This is a genomic window from Rhizobium sp. CFBP 8752, from assembly GCF_014842035.1.
Classification (GTDB): domain Bacteria; phylum Pseudomonadota; class Alphaproteobacteria; order Rhizobiales; family Rhizobiaceae; genus Neorhizobium; species Neorhizobium soli.
Genome location: NZ_JACYUZ010000001.1, coordinates 2383333 through 2408152, shown reverse-complemented (window position 1 = coordinate 2408152; position 24820 = coordinate 2383333). Strand labels below are relative to the sequence as shown.

Genomic DNA, 24820 nt, shown 5'->3' with positions numbered 1-24820 from the left:
TGTTTAACACGCGCTCACGATCCCGTTTCTGGTCGAGACGTGGAGCGCCGGGTTGTTTGGTGACTGACATTTCGTTATGTTACTTTTCATAGCAAACATATTTGACAAAGGGCGATCGGATGAAGTCAGACGGCTCACTGCTCAGGCGGCTGGATGAGGTGCGTCCTGGAGGGACAGGCCTTGCCCGCCGGCAGCCGTCTTCAGCCAACCTTCCGGCAAGAACCCCCGATCTGAAGCCCACTTTAGTTCCGCCCAGCCAGAAGAGCGTAGTTACCTACAAGGTTCGCGGAGCGCCCTCCGAGGGCGGACTCAAGACTTGGGGTAAATGGATTTTCTTCCTGATCGCCGTGATTATCCCAACGATCATCGCCGGTGTCTATTACGCGTTCTTTGCGGCGCCCCAGTATGTTTCGGAATTTCGCTTTTCCGTGCGGCCAAACCTCGGCGCGGGGGCGGGCTCGTCGTCGGCGGACTCTTTGCTAATCATGTCGAACAGCTATATCGTATCTGACTACGTGGGCAGCCGCGATGCAGTCGTAGCGCTCGAGGAAGCTGTCGGACTTCGACAGATATATTCCAGCGGTGCCGTTGATTACATGAGCCGACTCGATCCTTCGGCTTCGCTGGAAACGCTCGTCAAATATTGGAACTCGTCGATCCATACGAATTACGATATCACGACGGGTATCAACGTCGTGGAAGTCGCGGCGTTCACGCCAGCCGACGCCCAGAAGATCGCCAACGCGCTTAAGGTCCTTTGCGAGAGCCTGGTCAATCAGATTTCTGACGAAGCCCGCAAGAGCCAGATGGACTTTGCGCATACGGAAATGGCCCGTGCCGAGTCGCGCCTGAAGGATGTTCGTCGCGAAGAGACAGAGTTGCGCACGACCCAAAAGTCGATCGATGCGCGCAAGGAGGCCGACGGTCGGCTTCAGTTGAACTTGAAGCTGCGCAGCGAACTCGCCGGCCTGCAGGCGCAGTATGACAGTTTGACGCAATATATGGACCCGAAGTCGCCACGTCTGTCTGTGATGAGGAACCAGATCAACGCGACCAAGGAGCAGGTCGCACAGCTTCAGGACCAGGTTGGCAGCAACATGCAGGGTGGAAGTGCCGGCAGCGAAATGATCAACGCACAGGTGCTGACACGCTACGACCAAATCCAAACGGATGTCGAGATCGCAACAAAACTCTATCAGTCGGCTCTTACGAACTACGAGTCAGCTAGGGCACAAGCGAGCCACAACCAGATTTATCTTGCGACCTACGTGCAGCCGGGGTTGCCTGAGGTTGCGTCCTATCCCAAGGTATTCTTCGATACCTTTCTGGTCTTCCTTTCCGCCTGTGGTATCTGGGTCGTGTTGACGCTGGTCTACTACAGTATCAGGGATCACGTCTGATATGCTGCTTAACACGGTTGCGCTGGGCCTGCAGCGTCAGGTGCGGGTCGTCACGGCCCTCACCATCCGCGAAGTGCGGCTGCGCAACAGCAAGCACGCATTCTCGCAGCTATTTGATCTTTTGGAAGCGCTCTTCTTTATCCTCGCTCACTGGGTGATCTTCACCTTCTTGCATCGAGGTCTGTTGATCGGCGACAGTCTGCTCCTGTTCATCACGACGGGTATCTTCCCGGTCCTGTTTTTCAGAACCATGAGCATTCGTGCGGCATCGGCTATTGCTGCGGCGAAATCCGTCACAACGATTCCGTATGTTGAGGCAATCGACTATTCGATCGCGAGAACGTTCGTTGAATTTCTTTCGTTCTCGATCATGTTCATACTCTTCTTCGCGATGATCTCAGCACTTGGGCTGTCGAAGTTCGCCATTCCGTATAATCCTCGTGCGATCATAGAATTTGGCATCATAATCGCGCTCTTTTCGTTCGGTATTGGTCTCATCAACTCTTTCTTGATCGCTCTATTCCCGCTTTGGAAATTTGCCTGGGGGATGATCTCGCGCATTCAGATCTTCTTCAGCGCCGTATTCTTTATTCCGGAATACATGGTCCCACAGGTGAAGGAGATCCTCGCCTACAACCCGATCATGCATTTTGTGGCTTTGTTTAGGTTGGGCTTTTACCCCACGTATCCGACCCACCTGCTGTCGGTCCCCTACATCATCGGTTGGACCTGCGCGGTTCTGCTCTTGGGGCTGGCTCTCGAGCGTGCGCTTCGGGATATGCGTATCCATCATTAAGGCGTACGGTTTTTCCGGAACCGCTTGACTAGCGATGCAAGAATACCACGGCAGGCTTGGTTGTATTCCGTTACCGAGCAATCCGAGATTGCCTGCGCTTGCACTTTGGACTATGTATTCATAGTTGCATTGGGGAGCATGGGACGTGGGGATCGTCTTATTTGACAACGGCCACACCGTTATCGAAGCTGGACAGTATCAAGCTCCACGCTTGGGCGTTGTCGTCACCTTTTCGTCTTTCGGCGAAAACGATCCCAGCCGCGATGGGTTCGGACAAAAGTTTCTCGAAAAGCAAGGCTATGCCGTCGTCTCTGTGAAGAAGCGGCATGACAACTGGTATCGAGACCTCTCTTTTGCAGATTTTACCGAAGCCCTAGAATCGGTTCTAGGGGGCTTTAATCGGCGGTTCACGTATGGCACCAGCATGGGTGGGTATGCGGCTCTCTATTATGCCAGCTGCATCGGCGCGACGGCCATTGCGATCTCGCCGCGCAACTCGATCGACCCGAGATTTCTTATCACCAGCTATTCCCACTTTGTCACCAGTTGGCCAACACAGCACAGGCCACTGAAGGATATTTCCGACCCGATACTCAGGCCATATGTTGTCTACGACCCTCTCGTCGCAGCGGACAAAGCCTATATCGAACGAGAGGTTCGTCCGGCGTTCCCCGTTGCGCATTTTGTTGAGTTCCCCTTTTCCGGCCATCCTTCAGCTCAGGCGATGCTCGAGATCGGCAAACTGAAGCCGTTTGCCCAGGCTGCGCTAGCGGGGGATTGTCCCGGCCCGCGTATCGTTTCTGCCGGTTCCAAGCGGCGCTCCGCCGTCATAGTCAACGAGATGTCCAAGTGGGCGGTTGATCGCAACCGATTTGCGCAGGCTGCGCGTCTGTCGCAAGTAGCCGTCGGAATTGGCGGTAGCCGCCCAGACTTTCTGTACCAGCAGGTTGCTGTCATGATTGCGAGCGGGGCTCTCAGCGAGGCTAAAAAGGCAACCAAGGATGCAATTGTCGCTGGAGGCGGAACGGTATCGCTCTACCATCGGCTCGCTTCCCTTTGCAGCAGACTGGATGAACAGGACGCAGCTCTGGACGCCATCAATGCAGGCCTCGAACTGTCACCCCGCAATGTTGGTCTGCTCCGTACCCGGAGGAACCTCCTGGAGAAACGTGGCAGTCTGGATGCGGCATTCGTCGACGCGTTGACGGTGTTGGAAATTTTGCCCGCAAGCGTGTCCGACCGAATGCAATTGGCCGGAATGCTGATCGCAAAGGGAGCCCACGCCGAGGCACTGCAGCATCTGGATGCCAATCCTGAGGCGTCTCTCGACCTTTCCACCGTTCGCCGCCGACGCGTTTGCCTTGAAGCTGTGGCCCGAATGCTGGATGCGGAGAACGCCGCCCTTGTCGCCATATCCCTGGCACCGAACAGTGTCTCAGACATGGTTCAGCTGGCGAACATCTATTTTAAGACGGCAGAGACTGACAAGGCCTTGCTTTGGCTCGACCAAGCGATCGCGATCTCGCCGGATAATGTCTCTCTATTTCGTCGCAAGCGCAATTATCTCGAAGCGGCAGGACGAATCTCCGAGGCTATCGATGCGGGTGTCCGCGTCCAGAAACTGCTGCCCGCAAGTACGACAGACCAGCTGCGTTTGAGGAGACTGCAGCTTCGCCGCTACCAAGAGCAAGGCAAGCAGGGCCGGGATGCAGTCATTGCCCGTATGCGGGCGCAGTCGGCCATTGTCAGCAGGGCGCTTGTCGATACCGAACAGTTTGCTCTGTTTCCGACGTTGTTAAGTTCGGCGATGAACGTTCTCGCCGGAGAAGAAGTCGGTGCCTGGACCGCTACAGGGGTCTTGCTCGGCTTCGGTTCATGAAGCGAGGGGAACCGATCATCCTCCAAACTGCCGTCGCGCGCTCCCACGCAGATAAGCGGGATGTTGAGATTGATTGCTCGTGCCACAGCCGCTGCGTCCATGTGGTCAGTGCTGTCGCTTGACACTCCAGTCGCCAGCGCTTTTATCACAGAACCTGCCCCGCTTTTGACCGCGCTGCGGAAGCGGTCTCAGGTCTCCCTAGCAATCACGTGACGGACGCCCGCCATTGCCGTAAAACCTCCGATGTCGCCGATACAAACAGGCTTGAACAAGGAAGACAGTCGAGGATGATTGCCGCTGGAGTGCCGGGTCTTGACGGACGACACGTGTTTGCGGTGCATATCCGCCGCTGGAAGCGGGGGATGCTGGAGGCCTATTTTCCGCATTCGAGCTTTCAGTACCTGCCGCTTTACCTGAGCGATCTCACGTTTGTTCGAGACTGGCAGGACTTAATCCTCGCAACACCCGGCGCGACCCTGCTGGTCTGGAGCCGGAATGTCTCGGATGCCATCCTGGAATTCGCGTATTCCAACCATATCCCGGTCGTGTTTCTGGAAGACGGGTTCATCCGCTCGCTGGTCGGCAATGCCAGCAAGAGCCTGCCGTTCTCGCTCGCACTTGATAGCCGCACGCCCTATTTCGACAGCCGCCAGCCCTCCGATCTCGAAGATATCCTGAACAGCTATGATTTCGATGCCGACCCTGACCTGATGGAGCGGGCAAAGGCGGCCATCGACCTGCTGCTCCGGTCCGGCCTCAGCAAATACAATGCCGCTGCCCGACAAGGCGCAGGAGCAGATGTCCTGGCGGCAAAGGCTGTACCGGCCGATGCTGTGGTGCGGGCGCAACGTCGCATCCTTGTTATCGGCCAGGTGGAGGACGACGCGTCGATCCGCTTCGGTTGCGATCGTCCGTTTACCAACAACGACCTCGTGCGGTTGGCAGCCACGGAAAACCCGGATGCCGAAATCCTTTACAAGCCGCATCCCGATGTTCTGAACGGTGTCCGGGCGCAGCGGTCCGATCCGTCCGACGTCGCCCATCTCGCAACAATTGTCTTCGCGCCGGTGTCGCTCCCGGAGCTTCTCGCGCGCGCCGATCATGTCTACTCCATCACGTCGCTCGCAGGCTTCGAAGCGCTGCTGCGGGGCATTCCCGTGACGGTGGCCGGATGTCCGTTCTATGCCGGGTGGGGCCTGACCGACGATCGGCAGCCGAACCCGCGGCGGGGCCGCAAGCTTACTATCGAACAGCTGTTCGCCGCGGCCTATCTTTTCTATCCGCGCTATTTTAATCCGGTCGATGGAACCCAGATCGATTTCGAAACCTGTCTGGCGCTGGCGCTCCAGTGGCGCGAAAAGGGCATGCCGGAAACTCAAATCAGGGAAGTACCGATGCCGGCGCGGCCGGGCTTCGAGATGCGGGGCGCCTATGGCCTGTTCGGCTGGCGGCATCTGCTGACCGTGCCGATTGCTTGGTTGATCAAACTGGCGGGGTCAGAGCAGGATGCGCGCGATTTCCGCCGGAACCCGATCCTGTTCTTCCGCGAGCTATCCAATCCGTGGCTGAGACGCCTCGGACGGATCCTCTATCCCCTCGATGGGGAGAGCCGTTGAGCGGGCATCGCCGAGTGACGGCGATGCCCGTTCCATTTACTTCTTCGGCAGCAGCAGTTCTTCGCAATAGCTTGGGCCAGTGGAGCCGGGACGATCTGCGGTGATGGTGATGTCACGGATCGTGTAGCTTTCGGAAACGGTGACCTTGGCCGAGCAGCTGACGCTCACCGATTTGCCGTTTGCAAGCTTGATGCGGGTATAGCCGCCGCGCCAGTTGTAGATCGTCGAGCTGCCGCTATCGACATCGCTCAAGGGCGGGCTGAACTTGGCGAAGAACTCGCCAGCCGAACGGCCGGTCCAGTAGGTGTTGATCGGGCTGCTGGCAACGCTGACAGTGGTGCATGCAGAAAGCGCTACCGCGAGAACGGCGGTCAAGGGGAACAGGCGGCGGCTCATAATCTTCAACAAATCCTCTTGCATGTGGTGATCGCCCCAGACAATGCCTGCCAGGCAGGGCTTTTGAGATGGGCAAAGCTTTGATCTCGCACTAACAGATTTCCGCTGCCTGTCGCGACATCATCTTTCCAAACAGCTCTCAATTTTCATCCGAGCCGCTTTTTTGCAACGCCTTGTTCTCGAGGTGTTTGAAGCGGTGATCAGGCCTGCACGAGACCTCATATTTTTTCAAAGCACACGCTTGTGCAACGGAAAATGCCGGTTTATAGAGGCGCCACTGGTCACGGAGTGTAGCGCAGCCTGGTAGCGCACGTCGTTCGGGACGACGGGGTCGGAGGTTCAAATCCTCTCACTCCGACCAGTTTGACCCTTGTCCCGCGAGGCTCCTTCCCGAAAAATCTCACTTCACAAGAGCGCGTTTCATCCACGCCCATCCAGCATCCCCGCCACAATCTCCGCCGACCTCTCCGCACCATCCAGAGAAAACGGCAGTTCCCGAAAGCCCGTGACCTCGCTCGCCTTTTGGATGGCCTCTGCCAGTGGTTGGCCGGTCAGCGATGCCTCGTCCACCACTTGCGCAAGTCCGAGCGCTTTGAGCTTTTCGGCGCGCACAGTCTGCTCAGTCTCGCCGCCGGTCGCGAACGGGATGAGGACTGGCCGGCAGGTGGTTCGGAAGAGGTCGCAGACGGTGTTGTAGCCGGCCTGCGAGACAGAGATTTGGGCATTTGCCAGAAGCGACGGGAAGTCGGGGCGGAAACGGATGACCGTCACGCGGGAGCCGGCCTCTGCCGAAATACGGTCGAAATCCTCCGCGGGAAGATTGGGCCCGGTGATGACGCACCAGCTGCGGCCGTCGTTGAGAATGCGCTCGGCTTCCAGGGCCGCGCCGATCAGCCCCGCACCGACGGCGCCGCCGCCGGCGGATACCAGCACGTCGAACCGGTCGGGCGAGGGGGTGGGCGTGTTGGGTGCGACGAGGCCGGTATAATGGATCTTGCCCGCAAATTCCGACGCCCTGCGAAACGTCTCCTCAAGCTTCACGAAGCCCGTATCGCCATGCACCAGCACGCCGTCGAAATGGTCGCGCATCAGGGCAATCGTCTCGTCGTCGCGGCCGGACTTGCGGTTTTCCTGCAGAATGTCGCGCACGGAGGCGAGAAGCAGCGGCTTTGTTTCAGCAGACCTGATCGCGTCCAGCAGCGGCAGCAGTTCGAACCGCATCTGCCGGCGACCGAAGGGAAACGCTTCGGTGATAACCACGTCAGGCTTCAGGTCGTGAAAAAGATCGAGCAGCAGGCCGGTGCGGCGGGCCTGGAAAGCCTCGTCGACAGGCTCGCCGGTCACCGCATCCGCAAGTGCCGAAAATCCACTGTTGGAGGCGACCACGGGCGGCAGTTGCACATGCGCCATGCCTTCAGGCGGAAAGCCCTTCACCGGCGTGCCGCCCGTCACCAGCGTCACATCGAACCCGGCGCTCTGCAGGGCCGATGCCACGCGGCTGGCCCGAACGATGTGACCGATGCCCAGTAGATGCTGCACGTAGAAGAGGACGCGCCGGCCGTTGCCAATTGAGGGGCCGTTGCTCATCGACTTGTCTCCCGGCTGGCGAAACTTTGATTGAACAGGCGTTTGAGGTCGGCAATGCTGGTATGGTGGTCGAAGTCGTGGCGCACCTTTAGCTCCGCGGCCTGACCCAGGCGCTGGCGAAGGTCAGGTTCGCGGATCGCTTTTTCGAGCGCTGCCGCCAGTGCCACGGGATCTTCCGGCGCAACCAGCAGTCCGTTTTCCCCATCGACGAAAAGTTCGATAATGCCTGAAATATTGGTCGCCACCACGGCCAGGTTCTGGCTGGCGGCTTCCACCATCACGTTGGGCAGGCCGTCGCGGTCGCCGTCGGCGGTAATCCGGCAGGCGAGCGAGAAAAGGTCGCTGTCGCGGTAATGCTCCAGCACCTCGCGCTGGTCCAGCGCACCCTTCCAGGTGATGCGGGATGCGATCCCTAAGTCTTCGGAAAGTGCCTTCAGGGGGGAAAGCTCGTCGCCGCCGCCGATATGGGTAAAGCGCCAGGCAAGCTCCTGCGGCAGCAGCGCCAGCGCCCTCAGAAGCGTATCATAGCCCTTCTTCTTCACCGCCCGGCCGACGCTGACGATCCGGACTGGATCGTCCGGATCATGCCCGTCGCGGGCAGGGCGGGTTCCTGCAAAATGCGGGAACCGGTCGAGATCCAGCCCGTGATAGCTCAGATGCACGTTGTCGCGGGAGGCAAGGCTCTGCAGCCGCTCATGACCCGCCTTGGTGCAGGTTACCGTCCAGTCGGCCTCATCAAGCTTGTCGGAGAGATCCCAGGGCTCGGACGTCCAGATATCCTTGGCATGTGCCGAAACGGTAAAGGGAATGCCGCTCATGCGGCTTGCGTAGCGGGCAACGGCTGCCGGCGTGTGAATGAAATGCACATGCAGCCAGCCGGCATCATCAGGCCATTCCGCCACCAGAACAGCAGCCTGGCCGAAACGCCGGAAACGGTTGCGGGAAAAGTCCCGCGGCAGGTCGCGGAAAAACGCCATGAGCGCCGAGCCGAAACCCGGCAGCGTCACGACCTTCATGAGCGCCTTAGCCACCCGCACCGGTTCCTCATGCAGGTATTCCGGCAGGTAGCTGACCGGCGCCTTGATCTCGTCATGCACGGGATGCCGCTTCTTGTCGGTCGGGCGGCGCATGGCCACCAGCTTCAGGGTAAAGCCTGCCCGTTCCAGCCCCAGCAGTTCCTGGGCGATAAACGATTCCGAGAGCCGCGGATAACCTTTCAGCAGCACGACGATGGTCTTGTTGGTCATGTCAAAGCAGTTCCAGCAGAAATGCGCAGCGCTTTTACATCCGGGCGATCTTGCATCCGGGGCTGCGTCCGGTCAGGAGAGGGCGTGTTAGCCTTGCGCAATCGCAAGGTGGCGTCCCTTGTTCTTCATCCAGCCTTCGACAATCTCGCCGATATGCGGCAGGCCTTCCATCTGCAGGCCGGGCGCCGTCACCGAGGGCGGGTCGCGCTGCCACAGCGCCTTGATCGCGGCTGCAAATTTCGTGGCATCGGCACTGTCGTCGGCAGACAGCATGTCGACGAGACCGAGCTCCGCGCCGCGTGTCGCACGGATCAGCTGTTCCTCGCGCGGCTGCGTGCGCGGCACGATCAGCGCCGGCTTGTCGAATGACAGGATCTCGCAATAGGTGTTGTAGCCGCCCATGGCGATTACCGCCTTGGCGCCAGCGATCCGGTCTTCCATGCGGTTGTCGAACTCGATCACCTCAAGGCGCGGATCGTCCTTGCAGGCTTCGGTAAAGACGGCGCGCTGCTCGGCCGGCATGTAGGGCCCAAGCACGATCACCGTCTTGTAGGTCAGCGCCGGATCGGCCTGATAGGCTGCAATCACGTCGCGCACCAGGTCTGCGCCATCGCCGCCACCACCGGTCGTCACCAGCAGGTAATCTTCGTCCGCATCGGTTTCCGGCACGGCACCGGACGTTACCTTACGCTGCAGGAAGCCGACGAAATGCATCTTCTTGCGCACGGATGCCGGCGCATCCAGCCCTTCGAGCGGATCGTGGAATTCCGGCGGGCCGTAGACCCACACGTCGTCATAGAGCTGGCCGATCTTGCGCAGCGTATCGTGACGCTCCCATTCGGCCTTGAGCAGATGCGGCGCGTCCATCACGTCGCGAAGGCCGAGCACCAGACGTGTGCCCTTGGTCTTCAGATAGACCAGCGTGTCCTCCACTTCGCCGCGAAGGCCAAGCGGCTCCTTGTCGACGATGAAGATGTCGGGCTCGAAGCTTTCGGCGGTATGGCGAATGCTGGAATGGCGCATCTTCAGCGTCTCGGCCAGGTCGATATGCTGGTCCATCGACGTGTAATCGCCGTTGTGCAGCTTGATCACGCTGGGGATCTTCACGAAATCCACCCGGGCGCGATAATCGAAGGCACCGGCAATCGTCGCACCGGAAATGATCAGCACCTGCACGCCGCGGTAATTCTCCACCAGCGAATGAGCGATGGTGCGGCAACGGCGCAGGTGGCCAAGCCCGAACGTGTCATGGCTGTACATGAGAATGCGGGCATTATTCAAATGTCGCGGCATGCCCGAAACTCCTACCGGCAACGAAGTGGCTGACAAAGCGGCTTGAAGCAGCAGTCACTATTTATATGGATCTGCCGCATCTCTAAGACCATCACCGAGGAAATTGAAGGCAAGTATGACGAATATCACTGGCACGACCGGCAGCAGCAGCCAAGGATAAAGTGCGATAGCGCTGACGCTTCGCGCTTCTGTGAGAAGAACGCCCCAGCTTGTGATCGGCGGGCGAAGCCCGAGGCCGAGGAAGCTCAGCGTGGTCTCGCCAAGGATCATGCCCGGGATCGTCAGCGTCGCGCTGGCGATCAGGTGCGACATGAAACCGGGGATGAGGTGGCGGCCGATGATGCGCGTGCTGCCGGCGCCCATCAGCTGTGCGGCAAGCACGTAATCCTCTTCGCGCAGCGACAGGAGTTTTGAGCGCACCGCGCGCGCAAGTCCTGTCCAGTCGAGCAGACCGAGGATGAAGGTGATGCCGAGATAGATGACGAGTGGGCTCCAGTCGGCCGGCATGACGGCTGCCAGCGCCAGCCATAGCGGAATGCTCGGGATCGATTGCAGCACCTCGATGATGCGCTGGGTCACCGTATCGAACCAGCCGCCCCAATAGCCCGCGATGCCACCGATGACGATGCCGAGAATAAAGCTTGTGGCGACGCCGAGCAGGCCGATCGTCAGCGAGATCCGCGCGCCGTAGAGAATGCGCGACAGCATGTCGCGGCCGAGCCGGTCGGTGCCGAGCAGGTGGAACTGGCCGCCTTCTGCGGGGCAGACCAGATGCGTGCTCATCTCGACGACGCCCCAGAACCGGTAGGGATCGCCCTGGCAGAGAAAGCGCAGCTTTTGCACATCGGCCGTGTCGTCGGAATAGTTCCGCCGCAGCGTCGTCATGTCCAGGTCCATCTTCTGGCCATAGACGAACGGACCGACGAAGTTACCCTCGTGGAACAGATGCACCGATTGCGGCGGTGCGTAGATGAAGTCGATATTGCGGGTATGCACCTTGTAGGGCGCCAGGAACTCGACGACCACGATCATCAGATAGGCGATGAGCAGAAGGATGCCGGAAATCAGCGCCAGCCGGTGCCGCTTGAAGCGCCACCACATCAGCTGAAGCTGCGATGCCTCGTGAACCTTCAGCGCGCCGCCATCGGCATCGCGCTCGATCTCGTAAGGGTCGAACGCCCCCTCGCGGACGTAATGCGGCAGCTTGCCCGCGTCGCTGCTGTCGATCACCGTCATTTGGTTCTCCCGCCGCGAAGCCTGATGCGCGGGTCGAACATCGCAAGCGCAATGTCTGAAATCAGCACGCCGATAACAGTAAGGAAGCTGAGGAACATCAGGAACGAGCCGGCAAGATACATGTCCTGGCTCTGCAGGGCCCGGATCAGCATCGGCCCGGTCGTCTCGAGCGAAAGCACCACCGCGGTGATTTCAGCCCCTGAAATGATCGAGGGCAAGATCGAGCCGATATCGGAGATGAAGAAGTTGAGAGACATCCGCAGCGGATACTTGGTCAGAACCTTGAACGGATGCAGGCCCTTGGCACGCGCCGTCATCACATACTGCTTGTGCAGTTCATCCAGAAGATTGGCCCGCAGCCGCCGCACCATGCCGGCCGTCCCGGCAGTGCCGATGATCAGCACCGGGATCCAGATATGCTCGAGGATCGACTTGAACTTCGCCCAGCTCATCGATTCCGACATGTACTGCGCGTCCATCAGATGGCCGATCGACGTGCCGAAATAGATGTTGGCGAGATACATGAGAACGAGGGCCAGCACGAAATTCGGAACGGCGAGACCGATCAGGCCAAGAAGCGTCAGCCCGTAATCACCCCAGCTATACTGGTGCGTGGCCGAATAGACGCCGATCGGGAAGGCAAGAACCCAGGTGATGATGATGGTCAGCGTGGAAACGAGGATCGTCAGCCACACCCGGTCACCGACCACGTCCGTGACAGGCATACGGTATTCGAACGAATAACCGAAATCGCCGGTCATCATGCCGGCCACCCAGTTGAGGTAGCGGATCGGCTCGGGCTGATCGAAACCGTAACGGGCACGCAGGTCTTCGATCTCCTGCAGATCGGCCTTTTCGCCCATCGCCTTCAGCTGTTCGACATAGCTTTCGAAATAGTCACCCGGCGGCAGCTCGATGATCGTGAAGATCAGCATCGAGATCAGGACCAGCGTCGGGATCATCACGAGGATGCGCCAGATAATGTAGCGGAACATCAGGCAGTTTCCTCGTCATACCAGAATGCATCCGGCAGATAGACGCCGAGATAGGATGTTGGGTCGAAACCGTAGAGCGCCTTCGACGGCACGTTTTGCAGCTTGGACGATTGCACGACGGGCTGCAGCGTGGCGTTGACGATGCCGATCGTAAAGACCTGGTCGGTAAACAGCGCCAGCATCTTGTGCCAGACATCCGTTCGCTGATCGAAGCCCTCTGCCTTACGCCATTCACTGTAAAGGTCCAGCAGCGCCTTTGCCTCGGGAAGATCAGGCGCCTTGCCATCGCTGCCGCCGGAAAGCGCATGCAGTCCCCAGATCGACCATTGCAGCTGGTCGTCGCTGGTCGGTGCCAGTTCCTTCGGCGCCATGTCGGCAGTTGGTACGCCATTGTCGAGGCCGCCGCCGACCGACATAATCGCATCGCCGCCCTTCACCCGCCGGCGCAGAAGCTCACGCTGGGCGACATGCGGGTAGATCTTGATGCCGACCTGTAGCAACTGGTCGCCGATCAGTTCCAAGGCATCGGTCTCGAACGTGCTCTCGCCGGTTATCTCGATGATGATCTTCGCAAGCCGGCCGTCGGGCAGGCGGCGCATGCCTTCGTCTTCGTCCAGCACAAGGCCGATTTCGTCGAGCAGCCGGTTTGCCTGATCAGGATCGAATGCCGCCCAGGCCTTCTGGTATTCGGGCTTGAACAGCGGGCTGTCGGGCAGGATCGAATTGGCGCTCTCGGTGGCAAGGCCGTAGAACACAGCCTTGTTGATCTCGCCGCGATTGATCGCAAGCGACATCGCACGACGGAAGCGGACATCGCGAAACAGGTTGCGCCAGACTTCGTCCTTGCAGTTGAGGTTGGGAAACAGCGCCATGCGCGACCCTTGCGTCCGCTTCCACAAGTCCACCTTCAACGGGTAGCGCTGTTCGGCACTCTTCAGGAACGTGTAATCGGCAAAATCGAGGTTGGTCACCTGTAGGTCGCTCTCGCCGGTGCCGGTCTTGGCGGCGATCAGATCCGCTGAGGACACGTCCAGCATCACCTTGTCGATATAGGGAAGCTGCAGCCCGTTTTCGTCGACGCGGTAGTAGTAGGGATTGCGCTCGAACACGAAGCGCTCGGCCGGCGGTGCGGTGCGATTGCGCCAGGCATCCAGAGTTGGCAGGTTCGGGTTTTCAGGGCGAACGACGCGCGACATCTTCTGGTGCAGCGCCGCCCAGTCGTCCACCCGTTCCTTGGCGATATGCTGTGCCAGCAGCTCCTTCGTCTGATAGCGCATATGGAACTGCTTCATGTAGGAAGCGGGGAACATGAGCCGGATCGGCGAAGGCGAGGCCTGGTCGGCGAGGAAATCGGGGTTCGGATCGTCCCAGCTGTAGCGCACCGTGCGCGCATCGATCACCTCGAACCGGGGCGGCTTGCCGTTGATCATCAACCCAGCCGGCGGTCCGCCTTTGGCGAGCTTCTTTTCGTGAAAAACGTCATCCCAGACATAGCGGAAATCATCCGCCGTGAACGGGCTTCCGTCCGACCATTTATGGCCTTCACGCAGATGGAAGGTGAAGACGCGGTCGTTCTCGACCTCGTAGGCTTCCAGAATATCGGCTTCAAGCTTCAGGTCGGAATTGTATCCGACAAGCCGGCTGTAGCAGTTGATCGGCATGAAGCGGATGTCGCGCTGACCGCCGATCAGCATCCGCATCGAACCGCCGTAACGTCCGGGTTTGAGCCCGCGCTCTGCAAGGTTGAGGACGCGCGGCGTCTTCGGCAGACGCTCCTCTATGGGCGGCAGCGGCGTCTCGGTCGGGATCTGCGCCAGATAGTCGGACTGGCTAAAGGCCGCAAACACCCGCGCCGGGATTGCGGTTGCACCCGCGACCGAGCCCAACAGGGCCAGCATATGCCGTCTGGAAATCGTCATCCTGCCACAAGCTCCCGCGCATCGACATTGGTGCGGGCAAGAACCAGATGCCCGCCGCCGAGATCCACATGGGTCAGCTGGTCGCTATCCTTCTCGTCGAGGAACTGCTTGCCCCAGATCTTCATGGCCGATGCCGTCGGCGTGCCGATCGTCTCGAAATCCAGCTTGTGGTCGAGGCTCGGCAGAGGCACGGCGGCCAGCAGTTTCTTCGTATAGGGATGAACAGGTGCCCGCATGATCGTTTCGCAGGGGCCGATTTCCACGATCCGCCCCGCATACATCACCGCCACCCGGTCGGCCATGTAGTTCACGACCGCCAGATTGTGCGAGATGAACAGATAGGTCAGCCCGAGTTCGGACTTCAGGTCCTTCATCAGGTTCAGCACCTGCGCCTGGATCGACACGTCGAGCGCCGAAACCGGTTCGTCGCAGATCACCAGATCCGGCCCGAGAGCCAGTGCCCGCGCGATCCCGATGCGCTGGCGCTGGCCACCGGAAAACGAATGCGGATAGCGCATCAGCGCGCTTTCGGGCATGCCCACCGCATGGATCAGCCGGCGCACCGCTTCCTGCCGCTTGGCCAGCGGGCCGCGGTCATGGATGTCGAGCGGTTCGCGAATGATGCTGCGAACCGGCATGCGCGGCGAAAGTGATGAGACCGGATCCTGGAACACCATCTGCAGACGGGTGCGCAGATCGTCCAGCACTTCGCCTTCGCAGTTGAGCACGTCGACCGGACCGTTTTCGCCGTTATAGACGACACTGCCATGATCGACCGACAGTCCGCGCATCAGGATTTTGCTGAGCGTGGTCTTGCCGCAGCCGCTTTCGCCCACGAGACCAAGCGTCTCGCCACGGCGGATCTCGAAGCTGACATCGTTGACCGCCACCGTCCGATCGGGCTTTGCCCCGAAACCGAAGCCTGCACCCTTCTTGGTGACGAAGCTCTTGGTGACGTGGTTGACCGACAACAGTACCTCGGGAAGGACCTGCTCGCTCTTGCGCCGTCCCATGAGGCCAACCGTATCCACCTTGATTTCGCGCAGCGGCTTCAGGCGCTCCTCGCGTGGCCTGTCGAAATCCGGCACCGCTGCCATCAGCCCCTTCGTATAGGGATGCTGCGGATTGCGGAAAATGTCCGAGGCCGAGCCAGCCTCCATGACCTCGCCGCGATAGACCACCACCACTTCATCGGCCATCGATGCAACGACACCGAGATCGTGGGTGATCAGGAGCATCGCCATGCCGAGCTTGGCCTGCAGCTCCTGCAGCAGCTTGAGGATCTGCGCCTGGATCGTCACGTCGAGCGCCGTCGTCGGCTCGTCGGCGATCAGAAGCGCCGGGCGACAGACCAGAGCCATCGCGATCATCGCACGCTGGCGCATGCCGCCGGAAAGCTCGAACGGATACATGTCGAACACGCGGGCAGGATTGTCGAAACCGACCAGAGACAGCGTCTCCTCACTCGCCTCTCGCCGCTCCGCAGGCGACATCGCCGTATGGATTTTCAGGCTTTCCTCGATCTGGTTGCCGACCGTGTGGATCGGCGAGAACGAGGTCATTGGTTCCTGAAAGATCATGCCGATGCGGCTGCCGCGGATCGCGCGGATCTGCCGCCCGTCGCGGGGCAGCGCAATCAAATCGACGGACTGGCCGGTCGCTGGATCGTCGAACACCGCGCGCCCGGAAATCTTGGCGACGTCGGTCTCGATCCCCATGATCGCGCGGCCGAGAGCCGACTTGCCGGAACCGCTTTCGCCCACCAGTGCCGTGACCTGGCCCGGGCGTATCCGCATGCTGAGATTCCGGACCGCCTGGATCGCGCCGCCCCAGACCGGGAACGACACGTTCAATCCTTCGATGCGGAGAACTTCCTTCGGTGGGTTCATCAATGAAGTCCGGCTCCCGGAGATTGGAGCAGAGAGGTGAGATTGATCGATTGCAAGACACGGTAGCGCACGCTCGTGCACCTGTCCATTGCAGCAACCCCGCTGCCGATCGTCCCTATCATGCGCCCCCCTGCATGTCGGTTGACATCTGCGCCAATAAGCCTGACCTCTTGGCGGAGATCGAGAAATTCGAGTGTTAAACGCATATCCCCTAGGAGCGTTGCGTGACAGCGAGGTGAAATTACACGTGACAGCCGAAAAGTCTGACCAGAAAACCTATAAGCGCAAGATCACCGATGCCCGTGCCCTGATCGAGGCTGGAAAACTGGAGGAGGCGCAGGCGGCGCTGACATCACTTTCCGCCGACGAAACGGTGATGACGACAGACGTTCTTGGCGAGCGCACGGCTCTCGGAATGCCGCGCAAGCTTCACTCCGCATGGCTGAAGCTTGCCAAAGCGGAGGGCGACGCAATCGGCCGCGTCGGTCTGCAGCACGGCCTCGTCCCCGATCCCGCCGTGATGGCGCCGTTCATCACCTTCGATGCAGACGAGAAACGGTTGATGGCAGAGCTTGGGCGAGAGCCGGTGCCGCGCATCATTCACCAGATCTGGATCGGCTCGCTGCCGCTGCCACCAGCCGTCGCGCGCTGGGAAAGCCATGCAAAGGCGACCGGCTTCGAATACCGGCTGTGGCGCGAGGCGGATCTCGAACAGCTTGGTATTGCAAGCCATCCGGCCTATCTCGCGATGCTCGCAGACGGCGATTACCCCGGTGCCGTCGATGTCGCCCGCTATGCCATTCTGCTGGAGCATGGCGGCATCTATCTCGACTGCGACTGGTATCCGACCCGCGAGGATATCGGTTTTGGCGATCTTCTGCCGTTGATCGGCCTCGGCGCCATTGCCGAGGACGTGGCGCGCGATGTCGGGGCGGGGAGCCTTCTCCTTGCCAATTCCTTCATCGCCACACCGCCCGGCCATCCCGCCTTTGCAAAGATGCTTGCCGTGTTTCCCGACGTGATGGCGGCGCTGCCGCAGGCGCCCGCCTGGTGGTCCACAGGTCCGCTGATCATGACCATGTTGTTTCGGCAGACCAATGTGTTCCTCGCCCCCTTCGGCCTCGTCGCCGCCTCGCTGAAGCGCGGCGCACCGATCGAAGATGTCGAGAAAGCCTGCGCGGACGCGGTTGCGTCAGGAGAAGGCCTGCTGGTCGCCTGGAAAAGCTGGTAGGCTCGAAGCGATCGATCAGAGCCCCAGCAGGTCGCGGGCCGAGCGCCAGCGGCAAGCGGGGTGATCCGCCGTCACGCCGAACAACAGGTCGAGGAAGTGCCAGGCATTGTCGTCATGTACGAGATGATGGCCGAGCACGCCGATCACAGGTACCCGTTCCGGTGTCTCGATCAGCGCGATCGTTTCCGCGATGAGTTCGGAAGCCGGCCGTCCGCCGCGCGTGCCGTGCCAGTCCATGATGTCGACATGGCTGTTCAGCATCGCAACCGACGCCGTCTTTTCCGGCCCGAAGGTGGAAAGCGCCTTGAAACCAAGCGCCGGCAGCGCCTCGACCAGTTCGGGCGCAATCCGGTTCCACGGCGGCACCAGCATCGGCAGGAAGCGGGGCGCATGCAGCTCTGCCAGCTTGTCGAACCCGGCCTTCAGCTCGGACACGATATCGGGCAGGGGGCGATGGCTCCCGAGTTCCTGCTTCTTTTCTCCCGCACCCGCATAGTTCCGATGCGACCAGCCATGCACCGCGACGTCGAGATGCGGCTGGGTGTCGAGATAGGTCGCGAGATCGGCGCCCGTGTTCTCGGGGATGACAGCAAGCGTTGCCGGTACGGAAAACCCATCGGCCATGGTCGCAAGCTTTGCCAGCTGTTCCGTCGGCTCGACAGCGTCATCGTCACGCAGCCAGAAATCGACCCGCCGTCCGTTGTCCGCAAGCCTGTCGAGCGCTAGCCTCAGGTCGTTTTCGGTCATGCTCTATCCTTTGCGCCAATCGTGGTCATGATCTCGTCGAGCCGATCAGCCGCAGCCGTAATCGATCGTTGCGACGCGACGAAATCGCGCGCAGCGTGGCCGAGCCGCAGCCGTTCCGTCTCGTCATCCAGCAGCCGCTCGATAGCCGCCGCATAGGCCGCCGCATCTCCCGGTGGCGTCAGGATGCCGCCGATCCCGTCGGTCACCACCTCGGGTACACCGGCCCCGTTTTCCGCCACCACAGGCACGCCGGATGCCTGTGCCTCCAGATAGGAAAGCCCATAGGCTTCCGAAACCCCCGGCCATGTCAGGATCGCTGCGGTCGACAGCAGCGCTGCAACCTCCTCGGCGCTCTGCAAGCCCATCCACTCCACACGCCCGGCAAGCGCCCCCTCAAAGAGAGCCTCCACCTCAGCCCGCATCGGCCCGTCGCCGATCGCCGTGAGGTGCCAGTCGTCACGATGGGCAATCTGCTTCAGCGCCTCGGCAAGCGCTGCATAACAGGCAAACTTGTTGCCCGGCCGCATCATGCCGACAGCCACCAGCCGCCCCGGTTCGGGCGATGGCGCGCGGGCCAGATAGGGCGTCGGATCGATAAACGGAAACAGCCGCGAAAGCTTCGCATCCGGCACCACCTCTGCAAGCCCGCGTCCGTCGCGACCGGTGAAACAGATATTGGTCGCCGCCAGTGCGACCGCATCCACTACAATTTCCTGCGCTTCCATCCACTGCCCCAAATTGCGCCGATGCGAATAGGAGGCTTCCGCCGTCACATAGGGAATGTCGAAACGACTGCAGAGGGTAGGGCCGATCAGGTCCGGCGCCTTGTAATAAAGGTGGTAGGTAAACCACAGGTCCGGCAGTCTCTCGCCGAGTGCCAGTCGTCTTTCCCACTCAGTCGAAATCCGCTCGACCTCGTGCGCCGCCTGCGCATCGCGTTCCCCAGTCGACGAGGTCTGCTCGGGCAGAAACGCGCGGAACTCCGAAACCAGATCGACCTTGTGTCCTTTGACCCCAAGGATCTCGATCAATTGCCGTGCCATCAGCCGGTCGCCTGAGGGGACGGTATGGTTCGGCGATTTCAGTGGCGCGTAGAAGGCGATGTCCATGCTGTGGGATAGCATCCGTCACGCCAGCGTGAAAAGCCCGATCTCTTGACAGAGCCAGTCGTTGGGCTCACCTGATGGCTTCCCAGTTTGAATGCCTCCGGAGTGCCATCCTTGAACCAGCAATCGCCACAGGCGGCAGATCTTTTGTCCGCCATCGAAGACAAGCGCGCAATGATCGGCGTCATCGGCCTCGGCTATGTCGGCCTGCCGCTCGCGATGACGGTCGCCCGCGCCGGCTTCAAGGTCACCGGTTTCGACATCGATCCGTCCAAGATGACCGCGATCGAAGCGGGCAAAAGCTATATTGAGGCCGTGCCCGACGACGTGCTGGCCGCAGAGCGAAACGCCGGCCGGTTCGCAGCCACCACCGATTTCGCACGCCTTGCCGAATGCGACGTGATTGCCATCTGCGTGCCGACGCCGCTCACCCGCCACCGCGAACCGGACCTCTCCTATGTCGCGAAAACCTGCGAACAGATCGCCGGCACCCTGCGCAAGGGCCAGCTCGTCGTTCTCGAATCCACCACCTATCCCGGCACGACCGAAGAGGTGATGAAGCCGGTCCTCGAAAAGACCGGGCTGGTTGCGGGCGAGGATTTCTTCCTCGGCTACTCGCCGGAACGGGAAGACCCCGGCAACCGCGATTTCCAGACCTCGACCATCCCTAAGGTCGTTGCCGGCGATGGCGAGGCGGCGTCTGCCATGGTCTCTGCCTTTTACGGCGCCGTCGTCGAAACCATCGTTCCGGTCTCCGGCACCCGCACGGCTGAAGCGGTCAAGCTCACGGAAAACGTCTTCCGCGCCGTCAACATCGCGCTCGTGAACGAGTTGAAGATCGTCTACGAGCGAATGGGCATCGACGTCTGGGAAGTCATCGCCGCCGCCAAGACCAAGCCGTTCGGCTACATGCCGTTTTATCCGGGCCCGGGCCTCGGCGGTCACTGCATTCCGATCGATCCGTTCTACCTCACCTGGAAATCGCGCGAATACGACCAGCCGACCCGCTTCATCGAACTCGCCGGCGAGATCAACACGGCAATGCCGCGCTATGTCGTCGACCGGCTGGCCGAAGCGCTCGACCGCATGCTCGGCAAGGCGCTCAGCCGTTCGCGGGTTCTCATCCTCGGTCTCGCCTACAAGAAGAACGTGCCCGATATCCGCGAAAGCCCGTCGCTGCGGCTGATGGAACTGCTTCTGGAACGCGGTGCCGACGTGGCCTATCACGACCCTTACGTCTCCGAAGTGCCGCGCACCCGCGAATACGGTCACCTGATGGGCCGCAAGTCCGTCGCGCTCGATCAACTCGGCGATTTCGATGCCGTCGTCATCGCCACCGATCATGACAGCTTCGACTACCAGGCGATTGCCGATGACGCGCCGCTGGTCGTCGATACCCGCAATGCGATGGCCAATCGCGGCATCACGTCGCAAACCATCGTCAAGGCGTAACCGTGCCCTATCTCAACGCTTGATCGCCGGAAAAGGGAAAGCAATGAGCAGACTGGACAGCTTCATCAACCGGATGACCGCGCAGCGCGACATCCTCAATCACATCAAGAACGATCTCGGCCTGCCGGCATCGGGCGATGTCTACGAGGTCGGCATCGGCAACGGCCGCACCTATAGCCATCTGCGCGAGCTGTTCGCCGACCGCCGCATCCTCGCCTTCGACCGCTCCAACGGCGCCCACCGCACTGAAGCACCGTCCGAAGACGACGTCGTGCTGGGAGAGATCAAGGATACCGGCCAGGCTTATGTCGGCAAGAACGCTGCCCTCGTGCATGCGGATATCGGCACCGGCTATCCGGATGCGGATGCGAGAACCTTGCAGTGGTTGCCGCAAATGGCGGCTGGCATGCTCGCGTCAGGCGCCTATGCCGTCAGCGGGCTGCCGCTCGACCACCCCGATCTTGAAGAACTGCCGCGCCTGCCCAGTGTGGAAGAGGGCCGCTACTTCTATTATCGCAAGCGATAAACAGGCCGTGAAACGGGCGTGAGGACCAGCGCCACGCCCGTGTTCCGCCACAAATTCAGGTCAGAAAAAATCTATCGTCAGCATCGCTGACCGAGTGTCCAACGCGCGCAAATTGCATCGTTTGCGCGCTCAAAGACCAGCGGATGAGCCGAGGGAAAGGCTGTGGATAACCTGTGGATAACGGCCGATGACGGGCAATCAGGCGTGCTGACGGTCCCGGCGCATGTCGTCCATGCGGGCACCACGGATCGTTTCGGCGAGCGTCCGGCTGATTTCCATGCTCATGCGCGGATTGTCGGAGATCACCTTGAAGAAGGCATCCTTGGTAATGCGCAGAACATCGACCTCAGTCACTGCACGTGCTGTCACGGCCTGCGAGCAATTGGAGAGAAGGCACATCTCGCCGATAATGGAATTGCACCCGGCCTCACCGATCTTGGTCTCGGAATTCGCCGAACCGCTGATCATGTCGACCTTTCCGCACAGGATCACGTAGGCAGCATCGCTGCTGTCGCCCTGTGAGAAAATATCCTGCCCCGGTTCGTAGAGAACGCGGTCGGAGGTAAAGGCAAGCAGCTTAAGTTTGCACGGATCGACCCGGCAAAAATAAGGAACTTTCTTCAGCAACTGCACTTCATCGTTGAGCAACATGGTTTCCACCATTTGGTCATCTTGTTGGCGGCTGCGATATTATGCCACCAACGATTTAAAAATACCACTCTTTGTATCCAGAGCCTCAAAAGAGTCGTCTTCGGCCACGGATCCCTTGTCGAATACGATAACACGATGAAACAATCGTGACAGGGCAGTATTCGACAAAACCCACGCCACAGAAGGATTATTGTCCTGCTGAGCGAGGAAGTGAAGCACATTCTTAACAATTTCTTCCTGAGCCCTCCGATCGAGGCCCGGAAGGGGCTTGTTGAAGATGTAATAATTGGAGCGCCGCACCAGGGCACGGGCAAGGCTCAGCTTGTGGCGCTGGACCAGTGTCAGTCGCCGGCCGCTGGCGCCCATGTCGTAGTCCAGCCCGATGCCGATAAAGCTCTCATAGAGACCCATTTCGCGCAGCAGCTTGCCCGCCACGTTGCGGATCTTGGTCGGCGCGTCGGCGTTGCGTTGCGACAGCTTGCCGAACAGGATGTTTTCGCGAAGCGTCGCCGAGCCCATGTATTTGTGCGGATCGTAGCGCTCGATGCGGCTGCGCAGCGATGCCGGCAGGTTGGCATAGAAGATATCGCGTGTGGCAACGATCTGGTTCATGATCTCGGCGGTCAGGACGCCGAAGCGGTAGCGTGGCTCGATATAGTAAAGGCTGAGCTTGACCACCGCGCGCCGGTCGTCCTCGCTAGGCTTGAAGTCCCGGCGGCTGCGCTTGCGCTTCAAAAGCTGCTCGTAGAACGCGATATCGTCGGTGGTGATATGCTCGAGCTGCTGGAACAGCGGATGTTCCGGCGGCAGGCCCTGGAAGATTTCCGACAGGTTTTCGGCGATCGAAAGTCCCATGTCGTAGAACAGGTCGAACAGATTGGCCGTCTTCAACACTTCGAAGACATACTCTCCCTCGGCCAGTTCCATATCCAGCTCCGCCGACTGGCGCGTCGCCGCAAACAGCAGGTTTTCCCGCACCGTCGCTTCGGTGTTGTAGGCGCTGAAATCGAAATAGGAGACGAGATTGCCAAGCCCCTGACTGGCGAGTTCCTCGCGCAGGGCAAACCGCATCTCGACGACACGACCGGTCAGTTCCTCGTGTTCGGCCGGGTCGAGATAGGAATGCAAGGCCAGTTCCATCACGTCGGCTGTCAGCTGCACCGCATCGAGGGCCCTCAAGACCGACTGCTTGACATCGTCTTCGCCGCCTTCCGATACGGAGGTGGATCGACGGTCGATCCAGTCGACGGACGGATCGTGCGTCGTGTTTCCGGCGCGTTCGGCTTCGCTCATCTTCCAGCGCCGCCGAAGCTTCTTGTGTTTGGGCTCGTCTGCGGACTTCTCCTGCACGGCCGGCGCGTGCTTGAGACCGTAGAGAAGATTGTCCTTGAGCGTCCCGTGGAAAAAGTAGCTGTCGGCCGACGCGTAGGAGACCTGACGCCCGGTCACCGCTTCCGGCAGTTCCAGAAGGTCGACCTCGCCCAGCATCACGCGGCCCGAGGCCGGCCAGGTGATGCGGCCGAAAGCTTCCGCCGTCGCTTCGGCGCCGATGCCGGCATTGTCGATCATCGCCACCAACTCGCCGGGCTCGATCTTGAGTGTCACGTTTTCGGCGATATGGGCGCCGCTGCCATCGACGATGGTGAGGTTGAGCGCGGCGAGGGGAGACGGCGTATGGTCAGGCACATCGTGGGCGAGCGCATGCAGCGTCGGCGCGATCAGCACGCCCGGCTCGAACTGTTCGCGCACCTGTTCGTATTTCACCTGCACGTCCTGGCGTGCCTGGTCCCAGTCGATCAGTTCCTTGAGCGGGCCCGGCAGGTCCTTGTAGGCGTTGATGACGGCCACCAGCTGGCCGACGTCGAGCGTGCCGCGCAAGGCAAAATAGCCGCCGATCGAATAGAAGAGAAACGGCGTCAGCTGCGACAGGAAATTGTTGACGAACTTGACGATGAATTTCCACCGATAGAGGTCGTAGCGGATCTGGAAGATCTGCCCCAGCCGGTCGGAAATATCGGCACGCTCGTAATTGCTGGTGTCGTAGCTGTGGATCGTATCCATGCCCTCGACAATCTCGCCCACCTTGCCCGCCAGATGCCGGGCGGTGATCTGCCGCTGACGGCCAAGATCGATCAGGCGACGGCGCATCTTCGGAATGATGCCGACCTGGATCGCCACCATGAAGGCTGCGATCAGCCCCAGCCACAGGTTCTGCAAGAGAATGAAGGTGAGGGCGGCGATCGCCTGTCCACCCAGCATGGCCGGCTGCACAAAAGCGTCACCGGTAAAGCCGCCGAAAGGCTCCACCTCGTCCTTGACCATGCTGGAGACTTCCGCACCGCGGATCTGCCGCATCGTGCTTGGCGGGAAGCGCAGAAGACGGTCCACCAGCTCGTAGCGGATACGGCGTAGCAGCCGTTCGCCCAGCCGTCCCTTGTAGGTGTTGATGTAGAACTTGAACAACCCGTTGACGATGACGAGCAGCAGGAACACGCCCGAAAGCGCCATCAGCGTCGCCAGCCGGTTGAGCTCGAAGCCTTCGAAACCGAAGGACCACTGCGTCAAAGGAATGGTGAACTGGAATGCGAGGAAGGGCCGGGTTGCGGCCGCCATCTCGAACCCTTCACCCTGGATCGGCCCGTTGATGATCTGCTTGGGAAGGTCGAACGCAAGGAAGTACGGAATCATCGAAATCAGAACGATCGCGAGAACCCATAACTGCTGCGGTCGCGTATGATTCCAGATATAACGAAGTAGATGTTTTTCCATCGGCAACGGATCTCAGTTCCCGAGGCTGGATTGCACAGCGCGCCTCCCGGAAGGGTGAAGGGAGGCATGATATAGGTGGATCCGC

Annotated in this window: 19 protein-coding genes and 1 tRNA gene; 8 read left to right on the top strand and 12 right to left on the bottom strand. The window is 60.4% G+C overall.

The genetic code is table 11. The features are described from left to right. The first annotated feature begins 119 nt into the window (after window positions 1-119). From IFT59_RS11695 to IFT59_RS11680, 4 genes are all read left to right on the top strand, one after another. Complete coding sequence (locus IFT59_RS11695; protein ID WP_174195788.1) at window positions 120-1400, top strand: hypothetical protein; 1281 nt, start codon at window positions 120-122, stop codon at window positions 1398-1400. A 1-nt stretch (window position 1401) separates the two neighbouring features. Then, a complete protein-coding gene (locus IFT59_RS11690) occupies window positions 1402-2196 on the top strand; it encodes an ABC transporter permease (RefSeq protein WP_197978044.1) in 795 nt (264 codons plus the stop codon). A 145-nt stretch (window positions 2197-2341) separates the two neighbouring features. Further along, window positions 2342-4075, top strand: a complete 1734-nt coding sequence (locus tag IFT59_RS11685) for a tetratricopeptide repeat protein (RefSeq protein WP_192086897.1) — start codon at window positions 2342-2344, stop codon at window positions 4073-4075. A gap of 287 nt (window positions 4076-4362) precedes the next feature. Further along, entirely contained in the window at window positions 4363-5691 is a 1329-nt protein-coding gene (locus IFT59_RS11680) for a capsular polysaccharide export protein, LipB/KpsS family (protein ID WP_192086896.1), read from the top strand. 36 nt (window positions 5692-5727) lie between these two features. On the opposite strand, the gene IFT59_RS11675 is transcribed toward IFT59_RS11680, so the two are convergent. Beyond that, a complete protein-coding gene (locus IFT59_RS11675) occupies window positions 5728-6087 on the bottom strand; it encodes a hypothetical protein (RefSeq protein ID WP_062453565.1) in 360 nt (119 codons plus the stop codon). A 284-nt stretch (window positions 6088-6371) separates the two neighbouring features. Between IFT59_RS11675 and IFT59_RS11670 the strand changes: the two genes are divergently transcribed. Then, window positions 6372-6448, top strand: a tRNA-Pro gene (locus IFT59_RS11670). Window positions 6449-6507: 59 nt separating this feature from the next. Here the strand turns inward: IFT59_RS11670 and IFT59_RS11665 are convergent. The 7 genes from IFT59_RS11665 to IFT59_RS11635 form a co-directional block, all read right to left on the bottom strand. Beyond that, entirely contained in the window at window positions 6508-7674 is a 1167-nt protein-coding gene (locus IFT59_RS11665; protein ID WP_192086895.1) for a glycosyltransferase family protein, read from the bottom strand. Further along, window positions 7671-8921, bottom strand: coding sequence for a glycosyltransferase (locus tag IFT59_RS11660; RefSeq protein ID WP_192086894.1), 1251 nt, complete (start codon window positions 8919-8921; stop codon window positions 7671-7673). The genes IFT59_RS11665 and IFT59_RS11660 overlap by 4 nt, the downstream gene beginning before the upstream one ends. An 87-nt stretch (window positions 8922-9008) precedes the next feature. Next, on the bottom strand, window positions 9009-10214 hold the full coding sequence (locus tag IFT59_RS11655) for a glycosyltransferase family protein (RefSeq protein WP_062453562.1): 1206 nt from the start codon (window positions 10212-10214) through the stop codon (window positions 9009-9011). Between the two features lie 57 nt (window positions 10215-10271). Next, entirely contained in the window at window positions 10272-11450 is a 1179-nt protein-coding gene (locus IFT59_RS11650; protein ID WP_113109646.1) for an ABC transporter permease, read from the bottom strand. Further along, a complete protein-coding gene (locus IFT59_RS11645) occupies window positions 11447-12445 on the bottom strand; it encodes an ABC transporter permease (RefSeq protein ID WP_062453560.1) in 999 nt (332 codons plus the stop codon). The genes IFT59_RS11650 and IFT59_RS11645 overlap by 4 nt, the downstream gene beginning before the upstream one ends. Further along, entirely contained in the window at window positions 12445-14364 is a 1920-nt protein-coding gene (locus IFT59_RS11640; protein ID WP_249407530.1) for an ABC transporter substrate-binding protein, read from the bottom strand. The genes IFT59_RS11645 and IFT59_RS11640 overlap by 1 nt, the downstream gene beginning before the upstream one ends. Continuing rightward, entirely contained in the window at window positions 14361-16253 is a 1893-nt protein-coding gene (locus tag IFT59_RS11635) for an ABC transporter ATP-binding protein (protein ID WP_192086893.1), read from the bottom strand. The genes IFT59_RS11640 and IFT59_RS11635 overlap by 4 nt, the downstream gene beginning before the upstream one ends. A gap of 247 nt (window positions 16254-16500) precedes the next feature. Between IFT59_RS11635 and IFT59_RS11630 the strand changes: the two genes are divergently transcribed. After that, complete coding sequence (locus IFT59_RS11630) at window positions 16501-17484, top strand: glycosyltransferase (protein WP_192086892.1); 984 nt, start codon at window positions 16501-16503, stop codon at window positions 17482-17484. 15 nt (window positions 17485-17499) lie between these two features. On the opposite strand, the gene IFT59_RS11625 is transcribed toward IFT59_RS11630, so the two are convergent. After that, complete coding sequence (locus IFT59_RS11625; RefSeq protein WP_192086891.1) at window positions 17500-18231, bottom strand: polysaccharide deacetylase family protein; 732 nt, start codon at window positions 18229-18231, stop codon at window positions 17500-17502. Beyond that, window positions 18228-19355 (bottom strand): glycosyltransferase family 4 protein, encoded by a 1128-nt coding sequence (locus IFT59_RS11620; RefSeq protein WP_446737816.1) that lies wholly within the window; start codon window positions 19353-19355, stop codon window positions 18228-18230. The genes IFT59_RS11625 and IFT59_RS11620 overlap by 4 nt, the downstream gene beginning before the upstream one ends. Window positions 19356-19511: 156 nt before the next feature. On the opposite strand from IFT59_RS11620, the gene IFT59_RS11615 reads away from it, so the two are divergent. Together IFT59_RS11615 and IFT59_RS11610 are read left to right on the top strand one after the other, a co-directional pair. Beyond that, window positions 19512-20789, top strand: coding sequence for a nucleotide sugar dehydrogenase (locus IFT59_RS11615; RefSeq protein ID WP_192087155.1), 1278 nt, complete (start codon window positions 19512-19514; stop codon window positions 20787-20789). A 43-nt stretch (window positions 20790-20832) separates the two neighbouring features. Continuing rightward, complete coding sequence (locus IFT59_RS11610; protein WP_062453553.1) at window positions 20833-21315, top strand: class I SAM-dependent methyltransferase; 483 nt, start codon at window positions 20833-20835, stop codon at window positions 21313-21315. A 198-nt stretch (window positions 21316-21513) separates the two neighbouring features. Here IFT59_RS11610 and IFT59_RS11605 read toward each other — a convergent pair whose 3' ends face one another. Continuing rightward, on the bottom strand, window positions 21514-21966 hold the full coding sequence (locus tag IFT59_RS11605) for a cyclic nucleotide-binding domain-containing protein (RefSeq protein WP_062454806.1): 453 nt from the start codon (window positions 21964-21966) through the stop codon (window positions 21514-21516). A 39-nt stretch (window positions 21967-22005) separates the two neighbouring features. After that, the gene (locus IFT59_RS11600; RefSeq protein ID WP_062453552.1) at window positions 22006-24735 is read right to left on the bottom strand and encodes an ABC transporter transmembrane domain-containing protein; all 2730 of its coding nucleotides are present in this window, start codon (window positions 24733-24735) and stop codon (window positions 22006-22008) included. Window positions 24736-24820 lie beyond the last annotated feature (85 nt).